Origin of the sequence: Halomonas sp. M20 (genome assembly GCF_020622265.1) — a bacterium.
GTDB lineage: Bacteria > Pseudomonadota > Gammaproteobacteria > Pseudomonadales > Halomonadaceae > Modicisalibacter.
Map to the genome: position 1 here is coordinate 32990 of NZ_JACNMQ010000002.1, position 23284 is coordinate 56273.

The window sequence follows — 23284 nt, forward strand, 5'->3', positions numbered from 1 at the left end:
GGACGTTTACCGCGTCGCACCGTGGATGACTTACAGCGTGGCGTCGGGCACTGCCTGGGGAGTAGGCGGAGGCGAATGCGAGGCATGCAGCCGTCCGATCAGCTGATCTTCCAAAGTAAAACGCTCCGTCAGGCCACGGCCCAGGCGTTCGAGCCAGGCTGGCAAGCGAAAGAGATAGTGCTGACAACGGGTGGGCGTCGAGTAATCCTGATCGAAGTCCAATACCAGCTGCGTGGACATCTCGAGACGCTCGAGCAGTTTGTCCGCCACGGATAACGCCTGTTGATCGCTGAAGTCCTCAGCTTCCTGACGCAGCTGTGGGTAAATTTCAAAGTGCCCGGCGCTGATATAATCCATCAGCAATTCGCTGAAATGATCGATACGCGCCTTGGTCACCGACTCGGGATCGATGTCACAAGCCTCTTTCAGATCCATGAACGCGACCAGCATTTCTCGACGCGCCTCGAACCAGCTATCGATCATCTGGTGTACGCCTCCCCAACGCTCCTGCGCGGTTCTGCAGTTTTCCAGCATGGGCAGTCCCTCCCTTGATGAGCCTGTCGCCTGCGGACTCCCAGCGTCACCCCAAGCGTTGCGGGTGTCAATCCTATCCATGGAAAAAGATGTCAACTGCTTGTTGGATCTGAAGTAAGTAATAACTATGAAGCACTGTTCGTTAATTTACCGATCAGCACGTCATACCCCCTCAGGAAATCTTTTTAGCACCGCCTGAGCTCAGAAGACTTTGCACACTCATTGCCAAGGGAATGAGTGCCAGGCAAAGGAACCCGATCAATGTCCATTGAGGCAAGGTCAGTCCCCACCATAGGCCATCGATTTCGGCGCACTCGCCGGACCCGGAGAGAATACGGGAAAGCACATCCCATAACGGCAATATTTCCATCATGTAATCGAGCCCTGGGCCGCAGCTCGGCACCTCGCTCGGGGGTAACGACTGCAACCAGACATGACGCCCGGCGACTACCGCGCCCGCTCCCGCGGCGACCAGGCCCAGTACGCCATAGACGACTCCCCCCTTGCCTCGGGGGTTATGAATAGCCGCCACCAGAAACACAAGGGCTGCGGAAAGTACGGCAATGCGTTGCAGAATGCACAGCGGGCAAGGCGTTAGCCCCACCACATATTGCAGGGCAAGGGCGACACCCATCATCAGCGCACAGAAGGCCAGGCCCGCAAGGCTCCATTGGCGAAGGTTGTAATCAAGACGCATGGGCTATCGACTTCCGATCTGGGCGTCATCGCGGCTTGAGGCCGCCATGGATTCCCGTGCTTGGGCGAAATAGCCGGCAATGAAGTCATCGAAGGGATCGGTGTCCGCTGCCTCGATGTCGCGCTGCTGCTGACAGGACGTCTCGGTGAGCTGAGTAAACAAGGCCTCGTGAGCACGATCCATGGGCTCGTTGCGCAGCTCCTCCGCCTGGGAACGCGCAAGCTCGGCGACATAGTCGACGAACTCGTTGCCGCTCTCTTCGAGCACAGCAAGCAGGCGGCCGGAGGGGGTCGTCTCGGGCCTACTCAAACGAGGCGCCAACGCCTTGATCGCATCGCGATGAGGCTGCTCCTTCTCGTTGATGTCGAGCAACTCCGCTACCTTGTAAAGGCCGGCGAAAATTTCCTCGGCACGATCAGCGAGCCCGCGCTCCTGCTTGTCGATCGACAGGCACAGGGATGGATCGCGTCCTTTAGCTGTCACCAGCCCCCGATTGTCATCGAGATGATCGCACTCTTCATCGGAAATCCAGGGCGCCTCGGAAAGTAGACACCACATTAGGAAGGTATCCAGGAAGCGCATCTGCGTCTCATCGATACCGAGGGCAAGAAACGGATTGAGATCCAGACAGCGCACTTCGACATATTCCACACCGCGCGCCTCGAGCGCCTGGGCCGGCGTCTCACCCTGCCCCGTGATCCGCTTGGGACGAATATCGCTGTAATATTCGTTCTCGATCTGCAGGATGTTGGAATTGAGTTGACGCCAGTTGCCGTTGTCATCCACGCCGATTCGCTCATAGGCAGGCCAGGGCGTGGTGATCGCGCTGCGCAGCGTTCCCACATAGTTGGAGAGCGAATTGAAGCAGATCTTGAGCTGTGCCTGAACCTTGTTCTGGTAGCCCAGATCGGACATGCGCAGACTGGTGGCATAGGGCGCGTAGAGCGTATTGCGCCCATGGGTTTTCAGTTTGTCGGGCACTTCTCCGGTGAAAAAGCTTCTATCCAGTGCCGGCGAAGCACCAAACAGATACAACAGCAGCCAGCTATTGCGGCGAAAATTACGAATCAAATCAAAATAGCGGCCCGTCTGATAGGCTTGCAGTGGTTTGGCCTGAGCGCCTTCCACTTCCTGGAGTACCGGCCAGAGCTGTTCCGGTAACGAGACATTGTAATGGATGCCGGCAATGGACTGCATGATGCGTCCATAGCGAGCATCCAGGCCGCGCCGATAGATGTGCTTCATCTTGCCGGAATTGGAACTGCCGTAATCAGCGATGGGCACGCTGTCATTGCCGTTCAAACGACAAGGCATACTGGCAGGCCAGATCAGTTCGTCTTCCAGATGGCGATAGCTGAAGCGATGCAAATCCGCGAGAAACGACAGCGTATCGCTAGGCCGGCTGTGTACCGGTGTAATGTACTCGAGAAGCGATTCGGAATAATCCGTGGTGATATAAGGGTGTGTCAGCTTCGAGCCAAACTCGGCGGGGTGCGGAGTCTGGACGATATTGCCCTGCATGTCGGTACGCAACCCTTCCTTTTCGACGCCACGGCGCAAACGTCCCATGCGCCCCTGGCGGGCCACTTCCCTTAGCCCTGCGATAGCATTGTCTAGTTGCTCGGACAAGATGAATACCCCTTTTTGAAGGCGATAGGCCGGCCCAGTATCCGGCGTTTCATGATCTTTCGATTATGATGGCAGATGAAACCGTTTCAACCCTAAGGAAAAACTGAATACATGTCTGCACCGGCGTATCGTTGCGTTGCGCGGTACTCAAAGACTCGCCTAACCCCAAGTTATGTCTCGCCTTTTGCGTTCCGTGCGCCTTGCGATTCATCCGGTTCGCCGATTTATTCAGCGCTTTCCTAACGACCATCATTTCCTGCTTCTCGCCTTGAGCAACGCCTCACCCAGGGCGCCCATCTGACCCGCTTGTGACACGCCGCCGCGCTCTTTGTTTCCGTGAGCCGGCTGCCCTCGCGACTTGCCTGAATCCTTGTCACGCCGCGAGCTTCTGGAAGGTTTGGCCTCGCCGGCGTCGCCGGGCTGGTCCTGCATGCGCATGGAAAGCCCGATTCGCTTGCGCTCGATGTCCACTGTCATGACCTTGACCTTGACGATATCACCCGCCTTGACCACCTGGCGCGGATCTTCGACGAAGGTGTCGGAAAGCGCCGAGATGTGCACCAGTCCATCCTGGTGCACGCCGACATCGACGAAGGCGCCAAAGTGAGTGACGTTGGTTACCGTGCCTTCGAGGATCATGCCGGGTTCGAGATCCTTGATTTTTTCCACACCTTCGCGAAATTCCGCGGCACGGAACTCGGGCCGTGGATCACGCCCCGGCTTGTCGAGCTCCTTGAGGATATCCGTCACCGTGGGCACACCGAATTTATCATCGGTGAAGTCGGAAGGTTTCAACGCCTTGAGATAGGCGCCATCTCCGATCAGACTCGCCAGTTCACGTCCGCCACGCTCGGCGATACGCGACACCAGCGGATAGGCTTCCGGATGCACGGCACTGGCATCCAGGGGGTTGTCACCCTGCATGATGCGCAGGAAACCCGCGCACTGTTCAAACGTACGCGGCCCCAGACGCGCCACCTCGAGCAGTTCCCGGCGATTGTGAAATGCCCCTTGCGCGTTGCGCCGCACCACGATGTTGTCCGCAAGCCCCGGGTTGAGCCCTGAAACCCGGGCCAACAGCGCACTCGAGGCGGTATTGAGATCGACGCCGACGGCATTGACGCAATCCTCGATCACGGTTTCCAGGCTGCGGGAGAGCTGCACTTGAGAAACGTCGTGCTGATATTGGCCGACCCCGATGGACTTGGGCTCGATCTTGACCAGTTCCGCCAGCGGATCCTGCAGACGGCGGGCGATGGAAACCGCCCCGCGAATGGTGACATCGAGCTCCGGGAATTCCCGGGCGGCGATCTCGGAAGCGGAGTAAACCGAGGCCCCCGCTTCGCTGACCATGACCTTGGCCAGCCTGCGCGAGCTGCTTGCCGCGGCGAAATGCTTGACCAGCTCTCCGGCCAGCTTGTCGGTTTCCCGGCTGGCGGTACCGTTGCCAATGGCGATAAGCGTGACATCGTGTTTCTCGACCAGCCTGGCCAGGGTTGCCAGGGCTTCATCCCAGCGCTTCTGCGGCGCATGCGGATAAATGACGGCGTGATCGAGGAACTGGCCCGTCGAGTCCACTACCGCGACCTTGCAGCCGGTGCGTAGCCCCGGATCCAGCGCCAGGGTCGACTTGGGGCCGGCCGGAGCGGCCAGCAGAAGATCCTTGAGGTTGGCGGCAAACACGTTTATGGCGTCATGCTCGGCCCGCTCTCGCAGTCGCCCCATCAGCTCGGTTTCCAGGTGGGTGTAGAGCTTGACCCGCCAGGTCCAGCGCACCACTTCCCGCAGCCAGCGATTGCCCGGGCGGCTTTGGCCATCGTTAGCGAGATCGATGTCGAAATGCTTGGCGATGGTAACCTCGGCGGGATGAATCGCCGCTTCGTCTTCGCCGGGGAGCTTGAGCGCAAGCCCAAGCACGCCTTCGTTGCGCCCGCGAAACATCGCCAGGGCACGATGGGACGGCACCTTGGCCAGGCGTTCGTCGTGCTCGAAGTAATCCGAAAACTTGGCCCCTTCCTGCTGCTTGCCCTCGATCACCCGAGCGCTGAGCTCGCTCTCGTCCCACAGCCGATCCCGCAAGCGACCCACCAACTCCGCATCCTCGGCAAAGCGCTCCATGAGAATCTGCTTGGCGCCATCCAGTGCCGCCTTGGCATCCTCCACGCCCTTGTCGGCGTCCACGTAACTCAGTGCGGTGGATTGAGGGTCGAGGCCAGGGTCAGCCAATAGCGCATCCGCCAGGGGCTCGAGTCCGGCTTCCCGGGCAATCTGCGCCTTGGTACGACGCTTCTTCTTGTAGGGCAGATAGAGATCTTCCAGACGCTGTTTGGTATCCGCCTCGCGAATCTGTTTAGACAACTCATCGGTTAGCTTGCCCTGCTCGTCGATGCTGGCAAGCACCGTCTCGCGACGCTCTTCCAGTTCACGCAGATAGCGCAACCGCTCTTCCAGAGTGCGCAGCTGGCCATCATCGAGGCCGCCGGTGACCTCCTTACGATAGCGAGAGATGAAAGGCACGGTGGCACCGCCATCGAGCAGCTCCACGGCGGCGGCTACCTGTTGCGGGCGAACTGTAAGCTCTTCAGCAAGGCGCTGAATGATCTGGGTCTGGGCGTCCATGAGGTTCCTGACGTCATTACGAATCTTGCGCGCACGCCCTATACGGCGGCGGCGCTTTTAAATGGCGACAAGGTACCACAAAGCGCGCCGATGGCGCAGAGCAACCCGCTTGTTCATCTAACTGAAACCGAGAGTTTAAAAATCGTTTTCTTGCAAGGCACAGCACTTCAGTCACGACTGAGCCTGCCGATATGAAAACTATGTGAATAATAAACTCATACACCTCTCCCAACCTGCCGGCACTGAACAACAATGAAAATGACAAAACACCTGAACAAGATAAGCGTAAAATATGCCGCCGCCTTCATTGGCGTGGCCCTCTCTCTAATGGCAGCCATTACGGTCATTCTCTTCCTGGTCGGTACCGTCAAGGAGCGCATGACGGAATTCAGCGGCACTTTCAACAATGCGACCTCGGCTATTCTCAATGCGGACCGCGATCTGTATCAGGCCCATGTCGCTACTCTGGAATACTTGAGCGAAGAATCGGGCACGGAGAAAGCCCAGACACAACTCGGCGATTATCGGGATAACGCCGAGCAGGCCTATGAGCGCATGCTGGATTTTGCTCGTTTGCTGGCAGGGTATCCTGACATCGTGGCAAAGCTGAGCGCTTTCGAACCCCTTTACAAGGAATGGACCCAGCAGGCCGAGCTGGTATTCTCTTTGCACGATAGCGGTCGATTAGATGAAGCGGAAACGCAACTCGAAGGCCCAGCGATCAAGGCGTTCGATGCCCTGCGAGACGTCTACGACGCCGGCGGTGAGGCGGCGGCGGCAAAAGTCGATGAACTTGAAGCCGCCACGCTTGCAAAGATCAAGACCCAGCAGTATTCCGTTATTGTCTTTACCCTGCTGGTTTTCGTCATTGCCGTGGCCATCGCACTTGGCGGTCCGCTGATGATGTCCCGCGCCATTCGGCAGATCACTCACCGTATCAAGGAGATTGCCGAAGGCGATGGCGACCTGACCGCGCGCATCGACTCCAAGCGCAAGGATGAGATCGGGGAGCTGGCAGGCCAATTCGATGTCTTCGTCAAGCGTATCGACCAGACTCTGCAATCCGTGCGTGCCAGCACCCACGGCGTGCATCATGCCGCGGACGAGATTGCCAAGAGCAGTCAGGATCTCTCTTCGCGTAGCGAGCAGGCGGCATCCAATCTTCAGGAAACCTCTGCCTCCATGGAAGAAATCACCTCCACAGTGAACAACACCGCGGAATCGGCCCAGCAGGCCAACCAACTCGTCCAGTCGACGGCGGATGTGGCGCGTCAGGGCCGGGAAGCCATGGAACGGGTCGAAAAGACCATGGATGAAATCAGCGCTTCCGCGGCCCAGATCAACGACATCATCACCCTGATCGACGGCATCGCGTTCCAAACCAACATTCTGGCGCTCAATGCCTCCGTCGAGGCAGCCCGGGCCGGTGAACATGGTCGCGGTTTTGCCGTTGTGGCACAGGAAGTGCGTACCCTCGCCAGCCGCTCCGGCGATGCTTCAAAAAATATTCGGGAATTGATCGACACCTCAGTGACTCGCACCGAGTCCGGCGCCGCGCTGGTCAAGAGTACCGGAAAGACCATGCAGGAAATCGTGGAAAGCATCCGCCGAGTAACCGATGTCATCGGTGAGATCAGCGCGGGAACCAAGGAGCAGAGCCTGGGTATCGGCCAGGTCAATACTGCCGTCGGCGAACTCGATGCCATGACCCAGCAGAATGCCGCCATGGTCGAGCAGAGCAATGCCGCCGCCAGTGAGATGCGCGAACAGGCCGAACGGCTCAATAGCTTGATCGCCTCGTTCCGCCTGGGCGACGATCTGAGCGTCGATTCAGCCTCTTCATTGAAGACACCCTCGGTGAAGCCGCCTGCCCCCGTGGTAAAGACTCACTCCGACAGGAAAACATTAACGAAACCCAGCACCGCGCAAGCCGAGGAGTGGGAAGAGTTCTGACCCCAGAGTTCAAATGAAGCAATCAACAACGGCCCGACTAGATCGGGCCGTTGTCGTTTTTGATGCCGTCAGAGGGCGTCAAAAACAGGACAGAAGATCAAGCGGGAACGAACTTCAGCGCCACGCCGTTGTTGCACCAGCGAAGCCCGGTGGGTTTGGGGCCATCCTCAAACACGTGGCCTTGATGGCCGCCGCAGCGAGCGCAGTGATACTCGGTACGTGGAAACAACATGACAAAATCCAGCTCCGTCGCCAGATTACCTTCGATATGAGTGTAAAAGCTTGGCCAGCCCGTGCCGGACTCGTATTTTGCCTCGCTTGAAAACAACGGCAGATCGCAACCCGCACAATGGAACTTGCCTGGGCGCTTTTCATCATTGAGTGGGCTGCTACCCGCCCGCTCGGTGCCCGCCTCACGTAAAATTTTGAACTGCTCTTTCGTGAGCCGCTCACGCCACTGCTCTTCACTGAGATTCAGTGGCTCAATGTCCGCCGCCGGCTTGAGTTCCAGCTTAGGGCGTGCCCGTGCAATGCTTGGCAACAACCCTGCCAGCCCGCCGGCACCCAACAAGCCAAGAAAATGTCGTCGCTGCATGTCGTTACTCCTTGATCTTTCAATCACCTGCGTCGGCGATATGTTTTTTTATGAGTGCTCGACACGAAAAATGCCGATGCATGAATACTGCACAAACAAAGGGGAGCCATCATGGCTCCCCTTTGGATACGATCTCGAGTAAAAGGTTCGATCAGTCGAGCGCGGGCCCTGCCTTGACGATGGCCTCGTCGATGCCTTCGAACTTCTTGAAGTTATCGACGAACTTGCCGACCAGCTGCTTCATCTGCTGCTGATAGGCATCATTGTCCTGCCAGGTATCCCGAGGGTCGAGCAGCGTCGAATCCACGCCCGATACTGCTGCCGGCACGTCCAGATTGAGCCCCTCGATATGCCGGGTCTGTGCATCCTTGAGCTCCCCGGACTGTATGGCCGTGATGATGGCGCGAGTCGTGGGAATGCTGAAACGACTGCCGCCCTGGCCGTAACTGCCGCCGGTCCAACCGGTATTGACCAGATAGACCCGGGAGCCGAAGTTCTCGATACGCTTGATCAAAAGATCCGCGTATTCCCGGGCTGGACGCGGGAAGAACGGCGCGCCGAAGCAGGTCGAGAAGGTAGCCTCGAGCCCTGCGGAGGAGCCCATCTCGGTGGAACCGACCTTGGCAGTGTAACCGGAGAGAAAGTGATAGGCGGCGGCTTCCTTGGACAGCAGTGACACCGGGGGCAACACGCCGCTCATGTCACAGGTCAGGAAAACGATGGCATTGGGCTCGCCGGCGAGGTTGTCATCGATGCGCTTTTCGATATGCTCGCGAGGATAGGCGGCGCGACTGTTCTGGGTCAGGCTATCGTCGCCATAGTCCGCATGACGCTGTTCGTCGAGCACCACGTTTTCAAGCACCGTGCCAAACTTGATCGCATCCCAGATGACCGGCTCATTTTTCCGGGAAAGGTCGATGCACTTGGCATAGCAGCCGCCTTCGATGTTGAACACCGTTCCTTCACCCCAGCCATGCTCGTCGTCACCAATGAGATAGCGCGCCGGATCCGCGGACAGTGTGGTCTTGCCGGTACCGGACAGGCCGAAGAACAAGGTGGTTTCGCCGTCATCGCCCACATTGGCACTGCAATGCATCGGCAGCACGTCCTTTTCCGGCAACAGGAAATTCTGTACCGAGAACATGGCTTTCTTCATTTCGCCGGCATAGCGCATGCCCGCGATCAATACGCGGCGCCGGGCAAAATTGAGGATGACCGTCCCTTCCGAATTGGTGCCATCCCGCTCAGGGTCACAAACGAAGTGAGGCGCGTTGAGGATGCTCCATTCACTCTTGCCCTTGGGATTGAAGCTTTCGGGACGCACGAACATGATGCGGCCAAACAGATTGTGCCAGGCGGTTTCGGTAGTGACACGAAGAGGCAGGTAATGCTCGGGGTCGGCACCGACGTGCAGTTCGGATTCGAAACTTTCATTTTCAGCGAGATAGTCCTCGACGCGCTCCCATAAGGCGTCGAACTGCTCGGCATCGAAAGGACGATTGACGCTTCCCCAGTCGATCAGTTCGGTCGTGGAAGGCTCATCGACGATGAAGCGATCCGCCGGTGAGCGGCCTGTGCGGGCACCGGTTCTCACCACCAGGGCACCATTATCCGACAAATGCCCTTCCTGGCGCATTACGGCATATTCAATGAGCTCCGCGGCGCTCAAATTGAGGTGATTCCCTGTGGCGCGACTCTCGGCCGTTATCTGACGATCTGCTTGAGTAGTGGTCATCGTGGGTCTTTGGCCTTCAGGCCGCTCCTCTCGTTAGCCAAAGGCGCAGATGGGTCATTACAACATCAACCGCGCCATCAACGGACGGATCACCGTCCCTGCGTGCATGCACTTTTGAGCGTATCGCACCAAAAGGCGACATTATTGCAAAAAGGCCGCCCTCGGCAAACGATGCTTTATCTCCCCCCTTAACGATGAGAATACTCAGTGCATCTAATAGGGGGTCAATGCAATGTCGGAGCCTCTGCGTCCGGCGAGTCGATCAATGCCTCAATTTCGGCGGCGCTGAAGTGATAATGGGTATGGCAGAAATGACACTGGGTGTCGATGGCCTGCTGCTCCGCAAGAATGCTGCGCAGCTCGGACGCGCCCAAGCCAAGCAGCGCATTGGCGATGCGCTCCCGGGAACAGCTACAGCCAAAGTGCAGCCCTTTTGGGTCGAATACCCGGGTGGTTTCCTCATGATAGAGCCGATAAAGAAGGTCTCGCTGTTCAAGGTTCAGCAGCTCGTCACTGGATACCGTCTCTGCCAGCGTCACCATCCGGTCCCAGGCGTCTTCGTCCTGAATATCGTCATTGTCTGGCAACTGCTGTAGCAGTAGCCCCGCTGCACGATGTCCGTCGGCGTTCAACCAGAGCCGCGTAGCCAGCTGCTCGGAACGCTCGAAGTAGTTCTCGAGACACCCCGCCAGACTGCTCGCCTCGAGTTCGACGATACCCTGATAGCGGTTGCCTTCCCTGGGATCGAGGGTGATCACCAAACGGCCACCGCCTACCAGCTCCTTGAAGGAGGCATTGTCGTCTGGCAGTGCCGCCTCCTCTTCCAGACGCGCAATGGCGCGCAGCTCGCCCTCCGGATTGGACTCCGCCATCAACAGGCTAAGTGTGCCATTACCACGCACTTCAAGGCTCAGGGTACCGTCGAGCTTGATGGTTTCGGTCAGCAAGGCCGCTGCTGCCAGCAGTTCGCCAAGCTGGCGCTGAACCGCTATCGGATATGCCTGCTTTTCGAGCACTTCGGCATAGGCATTTTCAAGCGTGACGATCTCACCACGCACATTGGTCTCATCGAAGATAAAGCGCTGAATCTGATCGTTCATCAAAGGCTCTCAAGGGCTCGGTGGATGTAAAGATAGCAAATAGTCGCCTTTACTCGTCCGGGCGCTGACGCTGGAAGCGCTGTATGCTGCGGCGCTGCTTCTTGTCAGGGCGACCACGAGGAGCCATGACGCTACGATTGGCCAGCCGACGATTTTCAGCTTCACGCTGGCGATGCTCAAGACTGCGCGGCGTTTCCTGATAGAGCTCCCGGGCTTCCGGTGCGCCGCGGCGTTGATCGCTTACCGACAACACTTCGACTTCCCAGGTGTCCCAGCCTTGGGGAACCTTGATCAAAGCACCGACCTCGACACTCTTGCTCGTCTTGACCCGGCCACCGTTGTATTCGACCTTGCCGCCCTCGATCGCTTTCTTGGCCAGGGCACGGGTCTTGAAAAAACGTGCGGCCCATAGCCACTTGTCGATGCGTACGTGCTCCATGTCACTCCATAGTCAACCCAGCGCCGGCAGGCAACCAATCGTTGGCCAGACACTACCAGGCGATGGTAAAAGGGAATTGGTTTTGCCCTCATTGTACTGGATACGCTCGCCATGCCGCCAATACTCCCACCCAAGCCCACGGTTCTCAATCGTGAAGAAGTCGCTCACAGCCGGCTCTTCACCATCGAGCAAGTCGACTTGCGTTTTTCAAACGGCGCCGAAAGACGTTTCGAACGATTAAAGAGCGCCAGCCGCGGTGCTGTCATGATCGTGGCCATGCCGGATCCGGAACATGTATTGCTGATTCACGAATACGCTGCCGGTTTCGATGACTATGCGCTCACCTTGCCCAAGGGCCTGGTCGATCCCGGCGAAGATATCGTCACCGCCGCCAATCGGGAGCTGATGGAAGAATGCGGTATGGGCGCCCATACCATCGAGCCTTTGATCGAGTTTTCTCTGGCACCCAATTACATGAACCATCGCATGCATGTATTACTGGCAAGCGATTTGTATGAAAAGCGCTTGCCTGGAGACGAGCCGGAACCTCTGGTGGTCGAAACCCATGCAATCGATGATCTAACTGCCCTGCTAACTCGGGAAGACTTTCATGAGGCACGGGCTATTGCCGCTCTGTTCATTGCCAGGGAACGCATAAAAGAGACCCAAGATGGCACTCAATGCTGGTAGTGCAACAGCATTTCAGTGGAGAATGCTTATTGGATAAGGCAATTTGCAAAATGGAAACGTCTCGTCTAACATTTGTACAATTATACAACCCTGTATAGATAAATAGATAAAAAGGAGCGTGAAATGAAAGGACTGACTCTATCGGCTGCCATGCTTGCTTCGCTGTTGGCATTATCAACTGCGGCCGTCGCGCAAGATTCTCAAGAAATAGAAAGGAAGGATTATTCCAACAGCGGCATTGATTCGGCTCAGGATGTCGACACCACTTCGGATCGCAAAACCGACATGCCGGTCAATGATAGCGATCTAGCCCCCAATAGCGGTGTAGACTCTGGAACAAATGTCGATCCCTCTGCCAATCAGGGTAGCACCGGACAGTTGAAGAACCAGGATGGGTTGGCTCCGAACAACGGTGTGGATTCTGGCAATGACCTTGATGATGTTTCGGGTGGCTCCGGCAATTGATTCAATCTTATACAACCAGAGCAATCGACTGGTAGCCGTATGAATTACAACCTCGACATTGTCGAGGTTGTACCATTTTGCATGTATCAATTTATCGTGTGGTGCAGGGAGAAGTTAGTACTTGCGCCGTAAGCCAGTGACCTCCTTGAGTTTCACCCACCGTTCCTGACGCGCACTGTCCAGCCCAGTCTCGAGCAACTGCATCACTGCCAGCGCATCGTCCACGGAAACCGGATTCTCCCCTTCGCCTGCCAGGGCATTGCGTATACCCATGTAATAAGCAAGATAATCGCCGGGCAGTGTGCCGCAGTCATGGGCAGCGAGAGTTGCATCTTCACCGTTGCTTTCACGAAGCATCAAATGGCCGTCACGGCTATCCACACCCCATTCCGGTGCCGGCGCCTGGCCCTGCTTGAGCCATGCTTCTTGAGGGTCCATCCCATGCTTGATGTAGCTGCCTTGAGTCCCGTGCAGGATGAAACGCGGTGAATCAGCGGCCACTAGCGTGCTTGCAGACAGCACCACCCGCAGTCCGTCGTAGTCCAGCAATGCATGAAAGTCGTCATCGACCTGCGCGCCGTCGCGACGCTTGGCCAGGTTGAGAAATATGGCTCGCGGCATGCCAAACACTTCCCGCGCCTGATCAAGCAGGTGCGGACCCAGATCGAACCAGAGACCACCCCCGGGCTTGGGTCGCTCGCGCCAGCGATCATTCACTTCAGGGCGAAACCGATCAAAGTGGGATTCGAAGTGCACCAGACGCCCCAGGGTATGCGCCTCGAGCAGCGCCCGCACCGTGAGAAAATCACTGTCCCAACGGCGGTTATGAAATACCGACAATAGCTTGCCGGCTTCCTCGGCATGGCCCTTGAGCAGCCGAGCCTCCCCCAGGGTTACCGTGAAAGGCTTGTCGACTATGACGTGCTTGCCTGCGGCAAGCGCCGCCTTGGCCAACGCAAAATGGGTATCGTTAGGAGTGGGAATGATCACCAGATCAATATCGGGACGCGCAAACAACGCCTGGGCAGAGGCCACTACATCCATGTCCGGCAGATCGGTATGTACCTTTCCCGCATCGCTGCTCGATATTGCCACGACCTCGAGCCCCGGGGTCGCTGCAATCAATGGCACATGAAAGGTCTTGCTGGCCATCCCATAGCCCACCAACCCTACGTTATAGATTTCCTTCATACATTCTCCTTACCTACCCTGCAAGCGTCCCTATCTACCGTCATATACGGTAGATTGATCCATATCATCGAAAGGCCAAAGGTCATCGCTTTGACTTTAGTCTAGTTCTACCATACCTTAAATGGGTTGAATGAGTGGCGTGCATATCATCAACATTGGAGGAAACAGCGCATGTGTTGCTCCGAAGAAAGCCTTGAACTACTGGAAGTATGGTACATCCTGGAGTGCGAACTGGAAGCACTGGAAGACTATATCACTGAACCACTGCGGGAAGCCGCCTGATCGGCTGAATTCGAGTTGCAGTGATAGGTTGGAACCTTGACGGTAAAGCGTCAGAATTATTGAGGCTCGCTTGATGCGGGCCTCAGCTTGTAGGAGGCTGCCGCTGGGTAATGAGAGCGCCGGCTCGATACGGGGTTTCGAGATACGTTTCCGACTTCAGGCGCAGCAAGATGGCTCTCTTTGCACAAGCTGGCCCGCTTTAAGCCAGGGCGTCATGAACAGTCTCGATATTGGCCAGCGGAGAACCATTCATTGTGCATGAAAACTCATCATTTACCTTCATGCATGAGGAAGCCATTTCCTTAGCAACTTTTTCGTTCTTGCAGCATTTATCTTCAAAAGATTAGCCTTGCCGTATTTCAAAACCGACTCGATGGAAGGGTTGACTATCGCATTCGTTTGCGTGCAAAAAACAGGTTTTCCGCTTGCCTTGGCAATGTATTCTGCATGCTTGACATCACTTTCTACAAAAAAATTGAGATTCGTATTCTGTTTGTAGAAATCTGCTTTCAAACCGCAGTAAGCCTGAGAAGACTGAATGGCATCGTTGGCGTCAACATTTGCCATGATCAGATTGTCATAGTCCACTTTATGATATGAGAGCCAGTGCTCGACCATATTTCGAGAGCGTTCAGGCTGCAGAGTGATCAGCGAGTGAATCTTGTAGGTAGGAAGAATAATGGGCTTGGTTATTTCCATGAAAGTCGCATTATTTGCTTCTTCGACACACTCGATTTCATGGCTGTTTAAAATCACGCCGTCGAGGGCAACGCAGGTGCGCTCCAAGGCAACGCAGTGCCACATATTCCACTGAAAAACACGCGGCGACGACAAATATGTCAAGCATACATCGACTTTAGGAATGCCAATGGCATTACCATATACCGCTAGCGTGGTTATTTCACAGGGACAATCTGCAGGTATCTGATCGAGCACCTTGAGCATGGATTTCCCCGTATTGACACTGTCATCGACAATCAATACTTTCCTGGCATCCCAGGCACTGTTGATCTTTCTTCGAGTATTTCTGGTGCTTCCTTTAGTAAGGCTATGATTCTTGATGAAATCGTGCAGTGTCGTACAATCGATATTAAGTAAAAGGCTCAGCATGTAGGCAGGAATCATGCCACTTCGTGGAATTCCGACGATTAATTCATAGCCTTGCGATTGTACTTTTTCGATATTGCTGAAAATGTCACTGCTGAGCTCCGCATAGGATTTGAAGTTCATTGTTATTTGCCATGATGAATGTCAAAACTTTAATAATATCATCCCTGTGCGAAGACCAATTTCATAATCAACTCTTTTTCCATGAGTCTTTTGAACCGATTGCACCAGTACCCGCGATGAGACAACACTCAAGAACGGTAGTAGATCAGCCATCAAGTGCTATACCACTTGCGAGAAAATAACCTTATCGATCAAAAAAGCCGTAATGAGCTGTCTGATGCCGCAATAAGGTACTCGCCAGTGTGCGCAAGACCACACCGATAGCATTTTGCTGCACTCAAGCGGTACAGATATTGCCATATTGTATACCTTGGTGGAAGAAAGTCTTGTAAACGATGGTCTAGCGCATCTTTATCTTGGCATAAATAACTAAATCATACACAGCTTCGTGAGTCTGGAAGGGTTTTACCCGCCTTTTGAAACGCTGGGTTTGATCTTCACAATTGGAGTAGGCTGGAGCCGCCGGCCGCCCTTGCCATGTGAGCAAGCAGCACCGGTCGGCTACTATTTGAAATATCTCCCGCGACACTGCTAACCGAAGACTATTTTGGCCACGTCCTTGTACTGCTTGGCGAAATGCACCGTCATTCCCTCTTTGAGATGATCCGGCAGCTCGTCATAGTCGCGGCGGTTAGCGTGCGGCAGGATCAGCTCGAAAATATCGCTTCTTCGCGCAGCGATCACTTTCTCGCGAATCCCACCCACCGGCAACACCTGCCCTGTCAGGGTCAGCTCACCGGTCATCGCCATCGAGCGGTCAATGTCCTGATGCCGCGCTAGCGAAATCAGCGCCGTGGCCATGGTCACCCCGGCGGAGGGCCCATCCTTGGGCGTCGCCCCTTCCGGCACGTGCAGATGAACGAATGCCTCATTGAAAAAGTCCGCATCCGCCCCGTACTCAGCCAGATGGCCCAGCACGTAGCTATAGGCAATGTTGGCAGATTCCTGCATCACGTCGCCAAGCTTACCGGTGAGTTTGAAGCCTCGGGTCAGGGCATGCACCTTGGATGCCTCGATAGGCAGTGTCGCGCCACCCATGGAGGTCCAGGCCAAACCTGTCACCACGCCGACTCCCTGCAGCACGTTCTCACGACGGAATAGCGGCGCACCGAGATACTCCTCGAGATTGTTGACCGAGATCTTCGCGGTTTGCTGATCGCTTTCCAGCAGCTTGACCGCCGCCTTGCGCACGATGCGATGCAGCTGCTTCTCCAGCTGACGAACACCCGCCTCTCTCGCATAGCCTTCGATGACCTGACGCAAGGCGGTGTCGGTGAGATTGATGCGTTTCTTGGGGATCTTGTCCCGCTTGAGCAGCTTCGGCCATAGATGGTGTTTGGCGATGGCCATCTTCTCTTCGGCGATATAGCCGGAAAGACGGATCTGCTCCATACGGTCGATCAGCGCCGGCGGAATGGTATCGAGCTGGTTGGCGGTACATACGAACAACACCTTGGATAGATCCAGGCGCACGTCGAGATAATGGTCCAGGAAATCGACGTTCTGCTCCGGGTCGAGCACCTCGAGCAGCGCCGAGGCCGGATCGCCCTGGAACGACTGACCCATCTTGTCGATCTCATCGAGCATGATCACCGGGTTCTCGACCTCGACCTCCTTCAGCGCTTGCACCAACTTGCCGGGCATGGCGCCGATATAGGTGCGCCGGTGCCCCTTGATCTCCGCTTCGTCGCGCATACCCCCTACGGAGAAGCGATAGAACTCGCGCCCCAATGCTTCGGCGATGGAACGCCCTACCGAAGTCTTGCCCACCCCGGGCGGGCCCACCAGTAGGATGATGGAGCCGCCCACATCCCCCTTGAAGGTGCCTTCCGCCAGAAACTCGATGATGCGCTCCTTGACCTCCTTCAAGCCGTCGTGATCGCGATCGAGTACCGTACGTGCGTGATTCAAGTCGAGTTGATCATCCGATGTCACCCCCCAGGGCAGCGCGGTCAACCAGTCCAGATAGTTACGGGTAGTACCGTACTCCGGCGAGCCGGTCTCGAGTACCGAGAGCTTGTCGAGCTCATCATCGATGCGGCTCATGACCCGCTCGGGAACCGTCAGGTTGTCCAGACGCGCGCGGAAGGTATCGACATCGTTGGCACGATCGTCTTTCGAGATTCCCAGCTCCTTCTGGATCACCTTGAGCTGCTCACGCAGGAAGAACTCCCGCTGGCGATCCTGCATCTGAGCATTGACCTGCTCGCTGATCTCGGTTTGCAGCTGGGCGACTTCGATCTCCTTGCGTAGCAGCGGCAACACCTTCTGCATGCGCGACATTACCGGCAATGTCTCGAGAATGCCCTGCAGCTCCGGCCCTTTGGCGGAGGTGATAGCGGCGGCAAAATCCGTCAGCGGCCCCGGTTCATGAGGGCTGAAACGGTTGAGATAGTGCTTGAGCTCTTCACCGTACAGCGGATTGATCGGCAGCAGTTCCTTGATGCCATTGATCATCGCCATGGCATAAGCGCGGGTTTCGTCGGCTTCCCTGTCGACAGGCTCCTTCGGATAGCTGACTTCGACTAGATACGGCGGCTTTTTTGAGAGCCAGCGTTGGATGCGAAAACGACGCATACCCTGGGCGATGAACTGGATCTGTTGATCCTCGCCCTGGGCCTGGTGCACCTTGACCGCCGTACCGACGCTCGGAAAGTGCGCATAATCGAGCTTATCCACCTCGATATCGCCGACAAAGGCCAGTCCAACGGCGTGGTGTGGCGTATCGGCGATACGCTGTATGGTCTCCTCCCAGCGCTCGCGATGAATCACGAGTGGCTGTACCTGGGCAGGAAAGAACGGCCGATTGTGGATAGGCAGCAGGTAAATACGCTCGGGCAGATACTCCTGAGTGGGCACCATCGCCCCAGAGTGCTTCTGCTTCTGCTGCTGCTCTTCATTGGACTCTTCGGTAACCAGATCCTGATCGTCTTGACTGTGTTCGCTCATCATCCACCTTGCATCCGTGGGCCATAATGGCCGGTATGCCTTGTGGATGCGGGCGACGGAAGCCAAGTTCAAGAGCCGGCTAAATATCATCTCGGCGATAGGATGGCACTATAGAGGCGCTGAGCATCAGAATAGTGGGGGAAGTGGCTGCCCCTCGATCAGCACTTTTCCTTGCTCGACCTGCACATCGATCTGACGCGTATCCGGGGACAACCCTAGCTGCAAGGCCATGAGTGGCGGCACCCCTTGCCAGCTGAAAGCACCGTTCAGACGCTCGCGCCATGCCTGAGCATTACCGTTAAGCAAATCGTCGATATTCAGCGTTTGGCTATCGTCACCCTCGAAGACCAACTCGCCACTGCCACGGACATCCACCCCGAATAGAGGGCTCTGCAAGGTAATACCTTCGAGCGTGAAGCGAGGCGAATCCACCAGCGTAGCCAGCAGGGCTGGCTCAAGACGCTGTACAAGCACCTTGCGCTGCGCATCATCGAGAGACCAGAAGTCACCGCCCTGCTTCTCGACCAGATCGGCGAACTGAGCCTTCAGACGTCGGATGGCAGCGCCATTCAAGCGTTCGAGCGTCGCCTTCAACCGGCCGGACAGCACCGCTTCACCGGCAAGCTGAGCTTCATCCAGGGCAAGACTGGCGTCGACACGCAGTTGGTCGTCAAGCTGGCTCTCGCCCTCATAACTCAAACCCAACAGCGTGATCGGTGCCTGCTGACGCCCACGATACTCCAGCCGCTCAAGATGAAATGCACTGCGCTGGAACAGAGTGTCGCCGTTGCCGGCCACCTGGTAGCGACTGTTGAAGGTGAGCGCACTGGTAACAAGCGCCTCTTCTTCACTCTGCAGTTCTAGCGGTGCAATGGTGCCCTCAAGGCGAATATCGTCTGCATGGCCCTCGAAAGTAACGCTTGCGCCCTCGGATGAAAGCCGCTTTCCATCTTGTAGCAGTTCGAAAGGGGAAATATCGACACGCCCGTCGGCACGCCGGTCGAGGGTATGAAACGTGGTCGTCCAGCGAGGCGCCGGCGAGTCCAGCATATCGCCGAACAATGCGCTCGCCTCTTGCCTCGGATCGTCTTTCAGAGGGTTATCAACGTCAGTTTCGACCGATGGTTGTTGCCCCTGCAATATGCCCTTGAGACGAGTGCTCAACAACCCATGGCGCGCAACGTAGGGCGTGCTTATCCACCACGCCTGTTCGTCAACCGGCGTGATCTTCAAACGACCGCTGGAATGAAACCAGCCGCGCTCGATTGCCTCCCGCTCGATCTGCCACTGCTGGTTAGAGCGCAGATTCTCGAGCGCCTTGGCAAGCTCCCGCTCGAAGACATGGCTGGAGTAGGCCTGGGCACCCAGGTAGCCTGCTCCCAGCACTATGAAGATGGCGACTGCCAGCCAAATCTTGCGCATGACGTTCTCCTGAATTAGCTCAGTGCAACCAGAACCACAGGTGCATCACGCTCCAGGCCAGCACCCCCGCCAGAATGTCATCCAGCATGATACCGAAGCCACCGGCGACCCGCCGATCCACCCAGCGAATCGGCCAGGGCTTGATGATGTCAAACACCCGGAACACGACAAAGCCCCACAAGGCGGACTCCCAGGAGAACGGCACTGCCGCCATGGTAATCCAGTAGCCGACGAATTCATCCCATACGATACCGGAATGATCATGGACGCCAAGATCGCGTGAGGTCTTGTCGCATAGCCAGATACCCAGGAAGCTGGCAACCAGCACCAGACCCAGATACCAGGACAGGGTCAGGTCGGACATCAACCAATAGAAAGGAATCGCCGCCAGGGTACCGAAAGTGCCTGGGGCAAAAGGAACTGCTCCGCTACCCAAGCCGAAGGCAAAGAAGTGTGTGGGGCGTCGCCAGATGCTGGAAGGCGCACGATTCATGACGCTCCTCCCCGGAAATGTTGCCAGCCGTCGACGAGCTCGGCATCGACCCCGGCAATACCAGGCGCTTCTTTCAAGCGCCCGATCACGGTCAGGGTATCGCCGCCGGCAGCCAAACGCTGGCGAGCCGTATCGACGACGCTGGACGGCATGCTGAACAGCAACTCGTAATCGTCCCCCCCGGTCAATGCCGCACGCTGTGCCGCCGCATGCCCCAGGGCCGTCTCGAGCCCGGCAGCCAAGGGCAGCCGTGCGGGATCAAGCTCCGCACCGACTCCGCTGGCACGACAAATGTGCCCCAGGTCCGCCAGCAAACCATCGGATATATCGATGGCGCAATGCGCCAGATCGCGCAACACCAAGCCCGCGGCAAGACGGGGCCGTGGCAGCAGGTATGCCTTGAGCAGTTCATGTTCGAGATCGCGTTCACCGGCTTGCCAGGCTTTCAAACCGCCCAGCCCGCCGCCCAGCGCTCCGGTAACCGCCAGCACATCACCGGCCTTGCCGCCGCTGCGGCGCAATGCTCGATTCGGCGGCACTTCGCCGTGAACGGTTACGCTTACGCTCAACTGCCCACGGGTCACATCGCCACCAATCAGGCTGACGCCGCTTTCCCGACACAGCGCATGAAAGCCGTCGCTGAAGGCGGCGACCCAGGCTTCATCCATTCGCGGAATCGTCAGCGCCATGATGCACCAGCGTGCTCGCGCACCCATGGCGGCCAGATCGCTCAACGCGACGGCCAGCGCACGATGCCCTACCGCAAAGGCAGGCGCCGCAGCGGGAAAATGCACGTCCACTACCGAGGTGTCGACACTCACTGCCAGCTGGTGGCCGGGGCTTGGCGACAGCAGCGCGCAGTCGTCTCCCGGACCCAGCACCAAGCCGGTCGCCTTGCCCTCATCGCGACTCACGAGGTAACGAGCGATGAGCTCGAACTCGCCTGGATCGCGATTCGGGTTGTCAGCGGCGCCGGGCATTGACCTCGGCATTTCTGAGTCGTGCGGCAAGTTTGTCGAGAATGCCATTGACATACTTGTGGCCGTCGGTGGCACCAAAGGACTTGGCCAGCTCGACGCCTTCGTTGATCACCACGCGATAGGGAACCTCGGGGCGTTTCGACAGCTCGTAGGCTCCCAAACGCAAGATGGCGAGTTCGATGGGATCCAGATCCTTGATGCGCCGATCGAGCAGAGGCTCGATGGAAGCATCCAGATCGGCACGGTCACGTATCACGTTATGCAGCAGTTCATGGAACAGCGCCAGGTCGGCGATCTCCATTACCTTGACCCAGTTCTCGTGATCCTGGAGATCATCATCGGCCACTTGACTGCGAAACTCCGCTTCCAGGCTAGTAGCGGACTTGCCGTTGAGCTGCCATTGATAAAGCCCCTGAACCGTCAGCTCTCGAGCTGCATGGCGGGCCTGGCCGGCACTCACCGCGCTCTTGCGCCTGGCGGCACTCATTCCTTCCCTCCAAGACGCCTCATCAGGGACACCATCTCCATGGCAGCCATAGCAGCTTCGGTGCCCTTGTTGCCGGCCTTGGTTCCGGAGCGCTCGATGGCCTGCTCGATGGAATTGACGGTCAGTACGCCATTAGCAATCGGTGTCTCGAACTCCAGCTGCAGGTTGCCCAAGGCGGCGTTGCAGCCACCGGCCACATACTCGAAATGCGGCGTACCGCCACGAATCACGGCCCCCAGGGCGATGACCGCTTCGGGCTTGATCAGACGCAGGGTGCGTTTGACTGCCAGTGGCAGTTCCCAGGCACCGGGTACATGCACAATGTCGATGTTGTCCTCATCGACCCCGTGGCGCGTCAAGCTATCCACGGCACCTTCCACCAGGCTATCGACCACATGGTGATTGAAACGACCAACGACGATCACGTAACGACCATCGACATCGGTAAAGGAGCCTTCGACTTGGGCGATCGGTTGCATAGTCAATCCTGGCAAAAAAAGGGGTATTCTAACATCCAACCGGTCTTTCCAACCGATTTCTCTAGCAGGTGTTTTTATTCGACTACCGGCTCATCCCCGCTCAGGAGTTCCACCACTTCCAGGTCGAAGCCCGAGAGTGCCGAGAATTTCCAGGGCGAACTGAGCAGGCGCATCTTGCCCACCCCGAGCCGGCGCAATATCTGGGATCCGGTACCGATCATCAAATAATTACCCGAACCATCGGAATCCGTGGAGCGAGGCATGCGTGTACGGCCCAGGAACACGTCTAGCTGGGTCTTGAAATCCATGGGTCCACGGCCGTCATCGAGCAGCACCAGCACACCGGCATCCGCCTCGGCGATCTTCTCCAATGCAGCATGGGCGGTCCAGCCTCGGCCTTCCGGACGCTGGAGCATCAGCACGTCACGCAAGGTGTCCGCCAGATGAACCCGCACCGTGGTTGGCACGTCGGCCTTGGGCTCCCCCTTGACCAGTGCCAAATGATGAGCCCCCTGGATGCGGTCACGAAAGACATTGAGCGTCAGATCGCCAGCAGCGGTCTGCACCGGGACCTGCTCGGTAAGTTCGATGGTCTGCTCGTTGTGAATACGATAATGAATCAGATCGGCAATGGTGCCCATCTTCACACCGTGCTCTGCGGCAAATCGCTCGAGCTCGCCGCGCCGGGCCATGCTGCCGTCTTCATTCATGACCTCGCAGATCACGCCGCTGGGATCAAGGCCCGCCATGGCAGCCAGATCGCAGGCCGCCTCGGTATGACCGGCCCGGCGCAGTACGCCGCCGGGCTCCGCCATCAACGGAAAGATATGCCCTGGCTGAACGATATCCGCAGGCTTCGCCTCCCGAGCAACCGCAGCCTGCACAGTACGCGCCCGATCCGCGGCGGAGATGCCGGTGGTCACGCCTTGGGCAGCCTCGATGGAGAGCGTGAACTTGGTACCGAAACCGGAATTATTGTCACGCACCATCAATGGCAGGTTGAGCCGCTCGCAGCGCTCTCTTGTCATCGGCAGACAGATCAGCCCCCGGGCATGGCGGGCCATGAAATTGATATGCACTGCCTCGACCTTTTCCGCGGCCATGATGATATCGCCTTCGTTCTCGCGATCCTCGTCATCCATGAGGATGACCATCCGGCCCTGGCGAATCTCCTCGATCAGCTCTTCGATGCTGGCAAGCGTCGAGGCAGGCGAGTCCTTGGAAGCGTTCTCGTCGGAAGATTGGGAAGAGGAAGGCAACATGAATTCTCCACGAAGTATTGCTGAAAGCTCGTCGGTGAATAACGACAATATCC

At 57.2% G+C, this 23284-nt stretch carries 20 protein-coding genes; 3 read left to right on the plus strand and 17 right to left on the minus strand.

Annotated elements, in window-relative coordinates; all coding sequences use genetic code 11:
- Positions 1-30: 30 nt before the first annotated feature.
- The 4 genes from rsd to H7850_RS05810 all read right to left on the minus strand — a co-directional run bounded on the left by rsd (position 31) and on the right by H7850_RS05810 (position 5479).
- A complete protein-coding gene (gene rsd / locus H7850_RS05795) occupies positions 31-534 on the minus strand; it encodes a sigma D regulator (RefSeq protein WP_227368579.1) in 504 nt (167 codons plus the stop codon).
- Positions 535-706: 172 nt separating this feature from the next.
- Positions 707-1231, minus strand: a complete 525-nt coding sequence (locus tag H7850_RS05800) for a disulfide bond formation protein B (RefSeq protein ID WP_227368580.1) — start codon at positions 1229-1231, stop codon at positions 707-709.
- A gap of 3 nt (positions 1232-1234) precedes the next feature.
- Positions 1235-2860 (minus strand): glutamate--cysteine ligase, encoded by a 1626-nt coding sequence (gene gshA / locus H7850_RS05805; RefSeq protein ID WP_227368581.1) that lies wholly within the window; start codon positions 2858-2860, stop codon positions 1235-1237.
- 249 nt (positions 2861-3109) lie between these two features.
- The gene (locus H7850_RS05810; RefSeq protein ID WP_227368582.1) at positions 3110-5479 is read right to left on the minus strand and encodes a Tex family protein; all 2370 of its coding nucleotides are present in this window, start codon (positions 5477-5479) and stop codon (positions 3110-3112) included.
- 252 nt (positions 5480-5731) lie between these two features.
- On the opposite strand from H7850_RS05810, the gene H7850_RS05815 reads away from it, so the two are divergent.
- Positions 5732-7432, plus strand: a complete 1701-nt coding sequence (locus H7850_RS05815; protein ID WP_413614141.1) for a methyl-accepting chemotaxis protein — start codon at positions 5732-5734, stop codon at positions 7430-7432.
- Positions 7433-7529: 97 nt separating this feature from the next.
- Here the strand turns inward: H7850_RS05815 and msrB are convergent, their stop codons facing one another.
- The 4 genes from msrB to H7850_RS05835 form a co-directional block, all read right to left on the minus strand.
- Entirely contained in the window at positions 7530-8027 is a 498-nt protein-coding gene (gene msrB / locus H7850_RS05820; RefSeq protein WP_227368583.1) for a peptide-methionine (R)-S-oxide reductase MsrB, read from the minus strand.
- 151 nt (positions 8028-8178) lie between these two features.
- A complete protein-coding gene (locus tag H7850_RS05825; protein ID WP_227368584.1) occupies positions 8179-9762 on the minus strand; it encodes a phosphoenolpyruvate carboxykinase in 1584 nt (527 codons plus the stop codon).
- A 224-nt stretch (positions 9763-9986) separates the two neighbouring features.
- The gene (hslO, locus tag H7850_RS05830; protein WP_227368585.1) at positions 9987-10862 is read right to left on the minus strand and encodes an Hsp33 family molecular chaperone HslO; all 876 of its coding nucleotides are present in this window, start codon (positions 10860-10862) and stop codon (positions 9987-9989) included.
- Between the two features lie 49 nt (positions 10863-10911).
- Positions 10912-11301 (minus strand): RNA-binding S4 domain-containing protein, encoded by a 390-nt coding sequence (locus H7850_RS05835; RefSeq protein WP_227368586.1) that lies wholly within the window; start codon positions 11299-11301, stop codon positions 10912-10914.
- A gap of 111 nt (positions 11302-11412) precedes the next feature.
- Here H7850_RS05835 and nudE point away from each other — a divergent pair, with 111 nt between their 5' ends.
- Positions 11413-11991 (plus strand): ADP compounds hydrolase NudE, encoded by a 579-nt coding sequence (nudE, locus tag H7850_RS05840; RefSeq protein ID WP_227368587.1) that lies wholly within the window; start codon positions 11413-11415, stop codon positions 11989-11991.
- Between the two features lie 123 nt (positions 11992-12114).
- Positions 12115-12456: a hypothetical protein gene (locus H7850_RS05845; protein WP_227368588.1), complete on the plus strand. Its 342-nt coding sequence runs from the start codon at positions 12115-12117 to the stop codon at positions 12454-12456.
- A 114-nt stretch (positions 12457-12570) separates the two neighbouring features.
- On the opposite strand, the gene H7850_RS05850 is transcribed toward H7850_RS05845, so the two are convergent.
- From H7850_RS05850 to ribBA, 9 genes are all read right to left on the minus strand, one after another.
- Positions 12571-13647, minus strand: a complete 1077-nt coding sequence (locus H7850_RS05850) for an oxidoreductase (protein ID WP_227368589.1) — start codon at positions 13645-13647, stop codon at positions 12571-12573.
- A gap of 561 nt (positions 13648-14208) precedes the next feature.
- On the minus strand, positions 14209-15159 hold the full coding sequence (locus H7850_RS05855) for a phosphoribosyltransferase (RefSeq protein ID WP_227368590.1): 951 nt from the start codon (positions 15157-15159) through the stop codon (positions 14209-14211).
- 531 nt (positions 15160-15690) lie between these two features.
- Positions 15691-18108 carry an endopeptidase La gene (gene lon, locus H7850_RS05860; RefSeq protein WP_227368591.1) on the minus strand — a complete coding sequence of 806 codons (2418 nt, stop codon included), beginning with the start codon at positions 18106-18108 and terminating at the stop codon, positions 15691-15693.
- 126 nt (positions 18109-18234) lie between these two features.
- On the minus strand, positions 18235-19530 hold the full coding sequence (locus tag H7850_RS05865) for a DUF945 family protein (RefSeq protein WP_227368592.1): 1296 nt from the start codon (positions 19528-19530) through the stop codon (positions 18235-18237).
- 19 nt (positions 19531-19549) lie between these two features.
- Positions 19550-20023, minus strand: a complete 474-nt coding sequence (locus H7850_RS05870) for a phosphatidylglycerophosphatase A (RefSeq protein ID WP_227368593.1) — start codon at positions 20021-20023, stop codon at positions 19550-19552.
- A complete protein-coding gene (gene thiL, locus H7850_RS05875) occupies positions 20020-21015 on the minus strand; it encodes a thiamine-phosphate kinase (protein ID WP_227368594.1) in 996 nt (331 codons plus the stop codon). Before thiL ends, H7850_RS05870 begins: the two co-directional genes overlap by 4 nt.
- The gene (nusB, locus tag H7850_RS05880; RefSeq protein WP_227368595.1) at positions 20987-21490 is read right to left on the minus strand and encodes a transcription antitermination factor NusB; all 504 of its coding nucleotides are present in this window, start codon (positions 21488-21490) and stop codon (positions 20987-20989) included. The genes thiL and nusB overlap by 29 nt, the downstream gene beginning before the upstream one ends.
- Positions 21487-21969 (minus strand): 6,7-dimethyl-8-ribityllumazine synthase, encoded by a 483-nt coding sequence (ribE, locus tag H7850_RS05885; protein WP_227368596.1) that lies wholly within the window; start codon positions 21967-21969, stop codon positions 21487-21489. Before ribE ends, nusB begins: the two co-directional genes overlap by 4 nt.
- A gap of 74 nt (positions 21970-22043) precedes the next feature.
- Positions 22044-23231 carry a bifunctional 3,4-dihydroxy-2-butanone-4-phosphate synthase/GTP cyclohydrolase II gene (gene ribBA, locus H7850_RS05890; protein ID WP_227368597.1) on the minus strand — a complete coding sequence of 396 codons (1188 nt, stop codon included), beginning with the start codon at positions 23229-23231 and terminating at the stop codon, positions 22044-22046.
- Positions 23232-23284 lie beyond the last annotated feature (53 nt).

What these genes read in the sequence shown, in the direction of transcription:
- H7850_RS05855 (WP_227368590.1), bottom strand. Translation starts at nt 15,159, where the DNA reads ATGAACTTCAAATCCTATGCGGAGCTCAGCAGTGACATTTTCAGCAAT.
- H7850_RS05800 (WP_227368580.1), bottom strand. Translation starts at nt 1,231, where the DNA reads ATGCGTCTTGATTACAACCTTCGCCAATGGAGCCTTGCGGGCCTGGCC.
- H7850_RS05845 (WP_227368588.1), top strand. Translation starts at nt 12,115, where the DNA reads ATGAAAGGACTGACTCTATCGGCTGCCATGCTTGCTTCGCTGTTGGCA.
- nudE (WP_227368587.1), top strand. Translation starts at nt 11,413, where the DNA reads ATGCCGCCAATACTCCCACCCAAGCCCACGGTTCTCAATCGTGAAGAA.
- ribE (WP_227368596.1), bottom strand. Translation starts at nt 21,969, where the DNA reads ATGCAACCGATCGCCCAAGTCGAAGGCTCCTTTACCGATGTCGATGGT.
- H7850_RS05810 (WP_227368582.1), bottom strand. Translation starts at nt 5,479, where the DNA reads ATGGACGCCCAGACCCAGATCATTCAGCGCCTTGCTGAAGAGCTTACA.
- thiL (WP_227368594.1), bottom strand. Translation starts at nt 21,015, where the DNA reads ATGCCGAGGTCAATGCCCGGCGCCGCTGACAACCCGAATCGCGATCCA.
- H7850_RS05815 (WP_413614141.1), top strand. Translation starts at nt 5,732, where the DNA reads ATGAAAATGACAAAACACCTGAACAAGATAAGCGTAAAATATGCCGCC.
- H7850_RS05850 (WP_227368589.1), bottom strand. Translation starts at nt 13,647, where the DNA reads ATGAAGGAAATCTATAACGTAGGGTTGGTGGGCTATGGGATGGCCAGC.
- hslO (WP_227368585.1), bottom strand. Translation starts at nt 10,862, where the DNA reads ATGAACGATCAGATTCAGCGCTTTATCTTCGATGAGACCAATGTGCGT.
- nusB (WP_227368595.1), bottom strand. Translation starts at nt 21,490, where the DNA reads ATGAGTGCCGCCAGGCGCAAGAGCGCGGTGAGTGCCGGCCAGGCCCGC.
- rsd (WP_227368579.1), bottom strand. Translation starts at nt 534, where the DNA reads ATGCTGGAAAACTGCAGAACCGCGCAGGAGCGTTGGGGAGGCGTACAC.
- H7850_RS05865 (WP_227368592.1), bottom strand. Translation starts at nt 19,530, where the DNA reads ATGCGCAAGATTTGGCTGGCAGTCGCCATCTTCATAGTGCTGGGAGCA.
- msrB (WP_227368583.1), bottom strand. Translation starts at nt 8,027, where the DNA reads ATGCAGCGACGACATTTTCTTGGCTTGTTGGGTGCCGGCGGGCTGGCA.
- ribBA (WP_227368597.1), bottom strand. Translation starts at nt 23,231, where the DNA reads ATGTTGCCTTCCTCTTCCCAATCTTCCGACGAGAACGCTTCCAAGGAC.
- H7850_RS05825 (WP_227368584.1), bottom strand. Translation starts at nt 9,762, where the DNA reads ATGACCACTACTCAAGCAGATCGTCAGATAACGGCCGAGAGTCGCGCC.
- H7850_RS05870 (WP_227368593.1), bottom strand. Translation starts at nt 20,023, where the DNA reads ATGAATCGTGCGCCTTCCAGCATCTGGCGACGCCCCACACACTTCTTT.
- lon (WP_227368591.1), bottom strand. Translation starts at nt 18,108, where the DNA reads ATGAGCGAACACAGTCAAGACGATCAGGATCTGGTTACCGAAGAGTCC.
- H7850_RS05835 (WP_227368586.1), bottom strand. Translation starts at nt 11,301, where the DNA reads ATGGAGCACGTACGCATCGACAAGTGGCTATGGGCCGCACGTTTTTTC.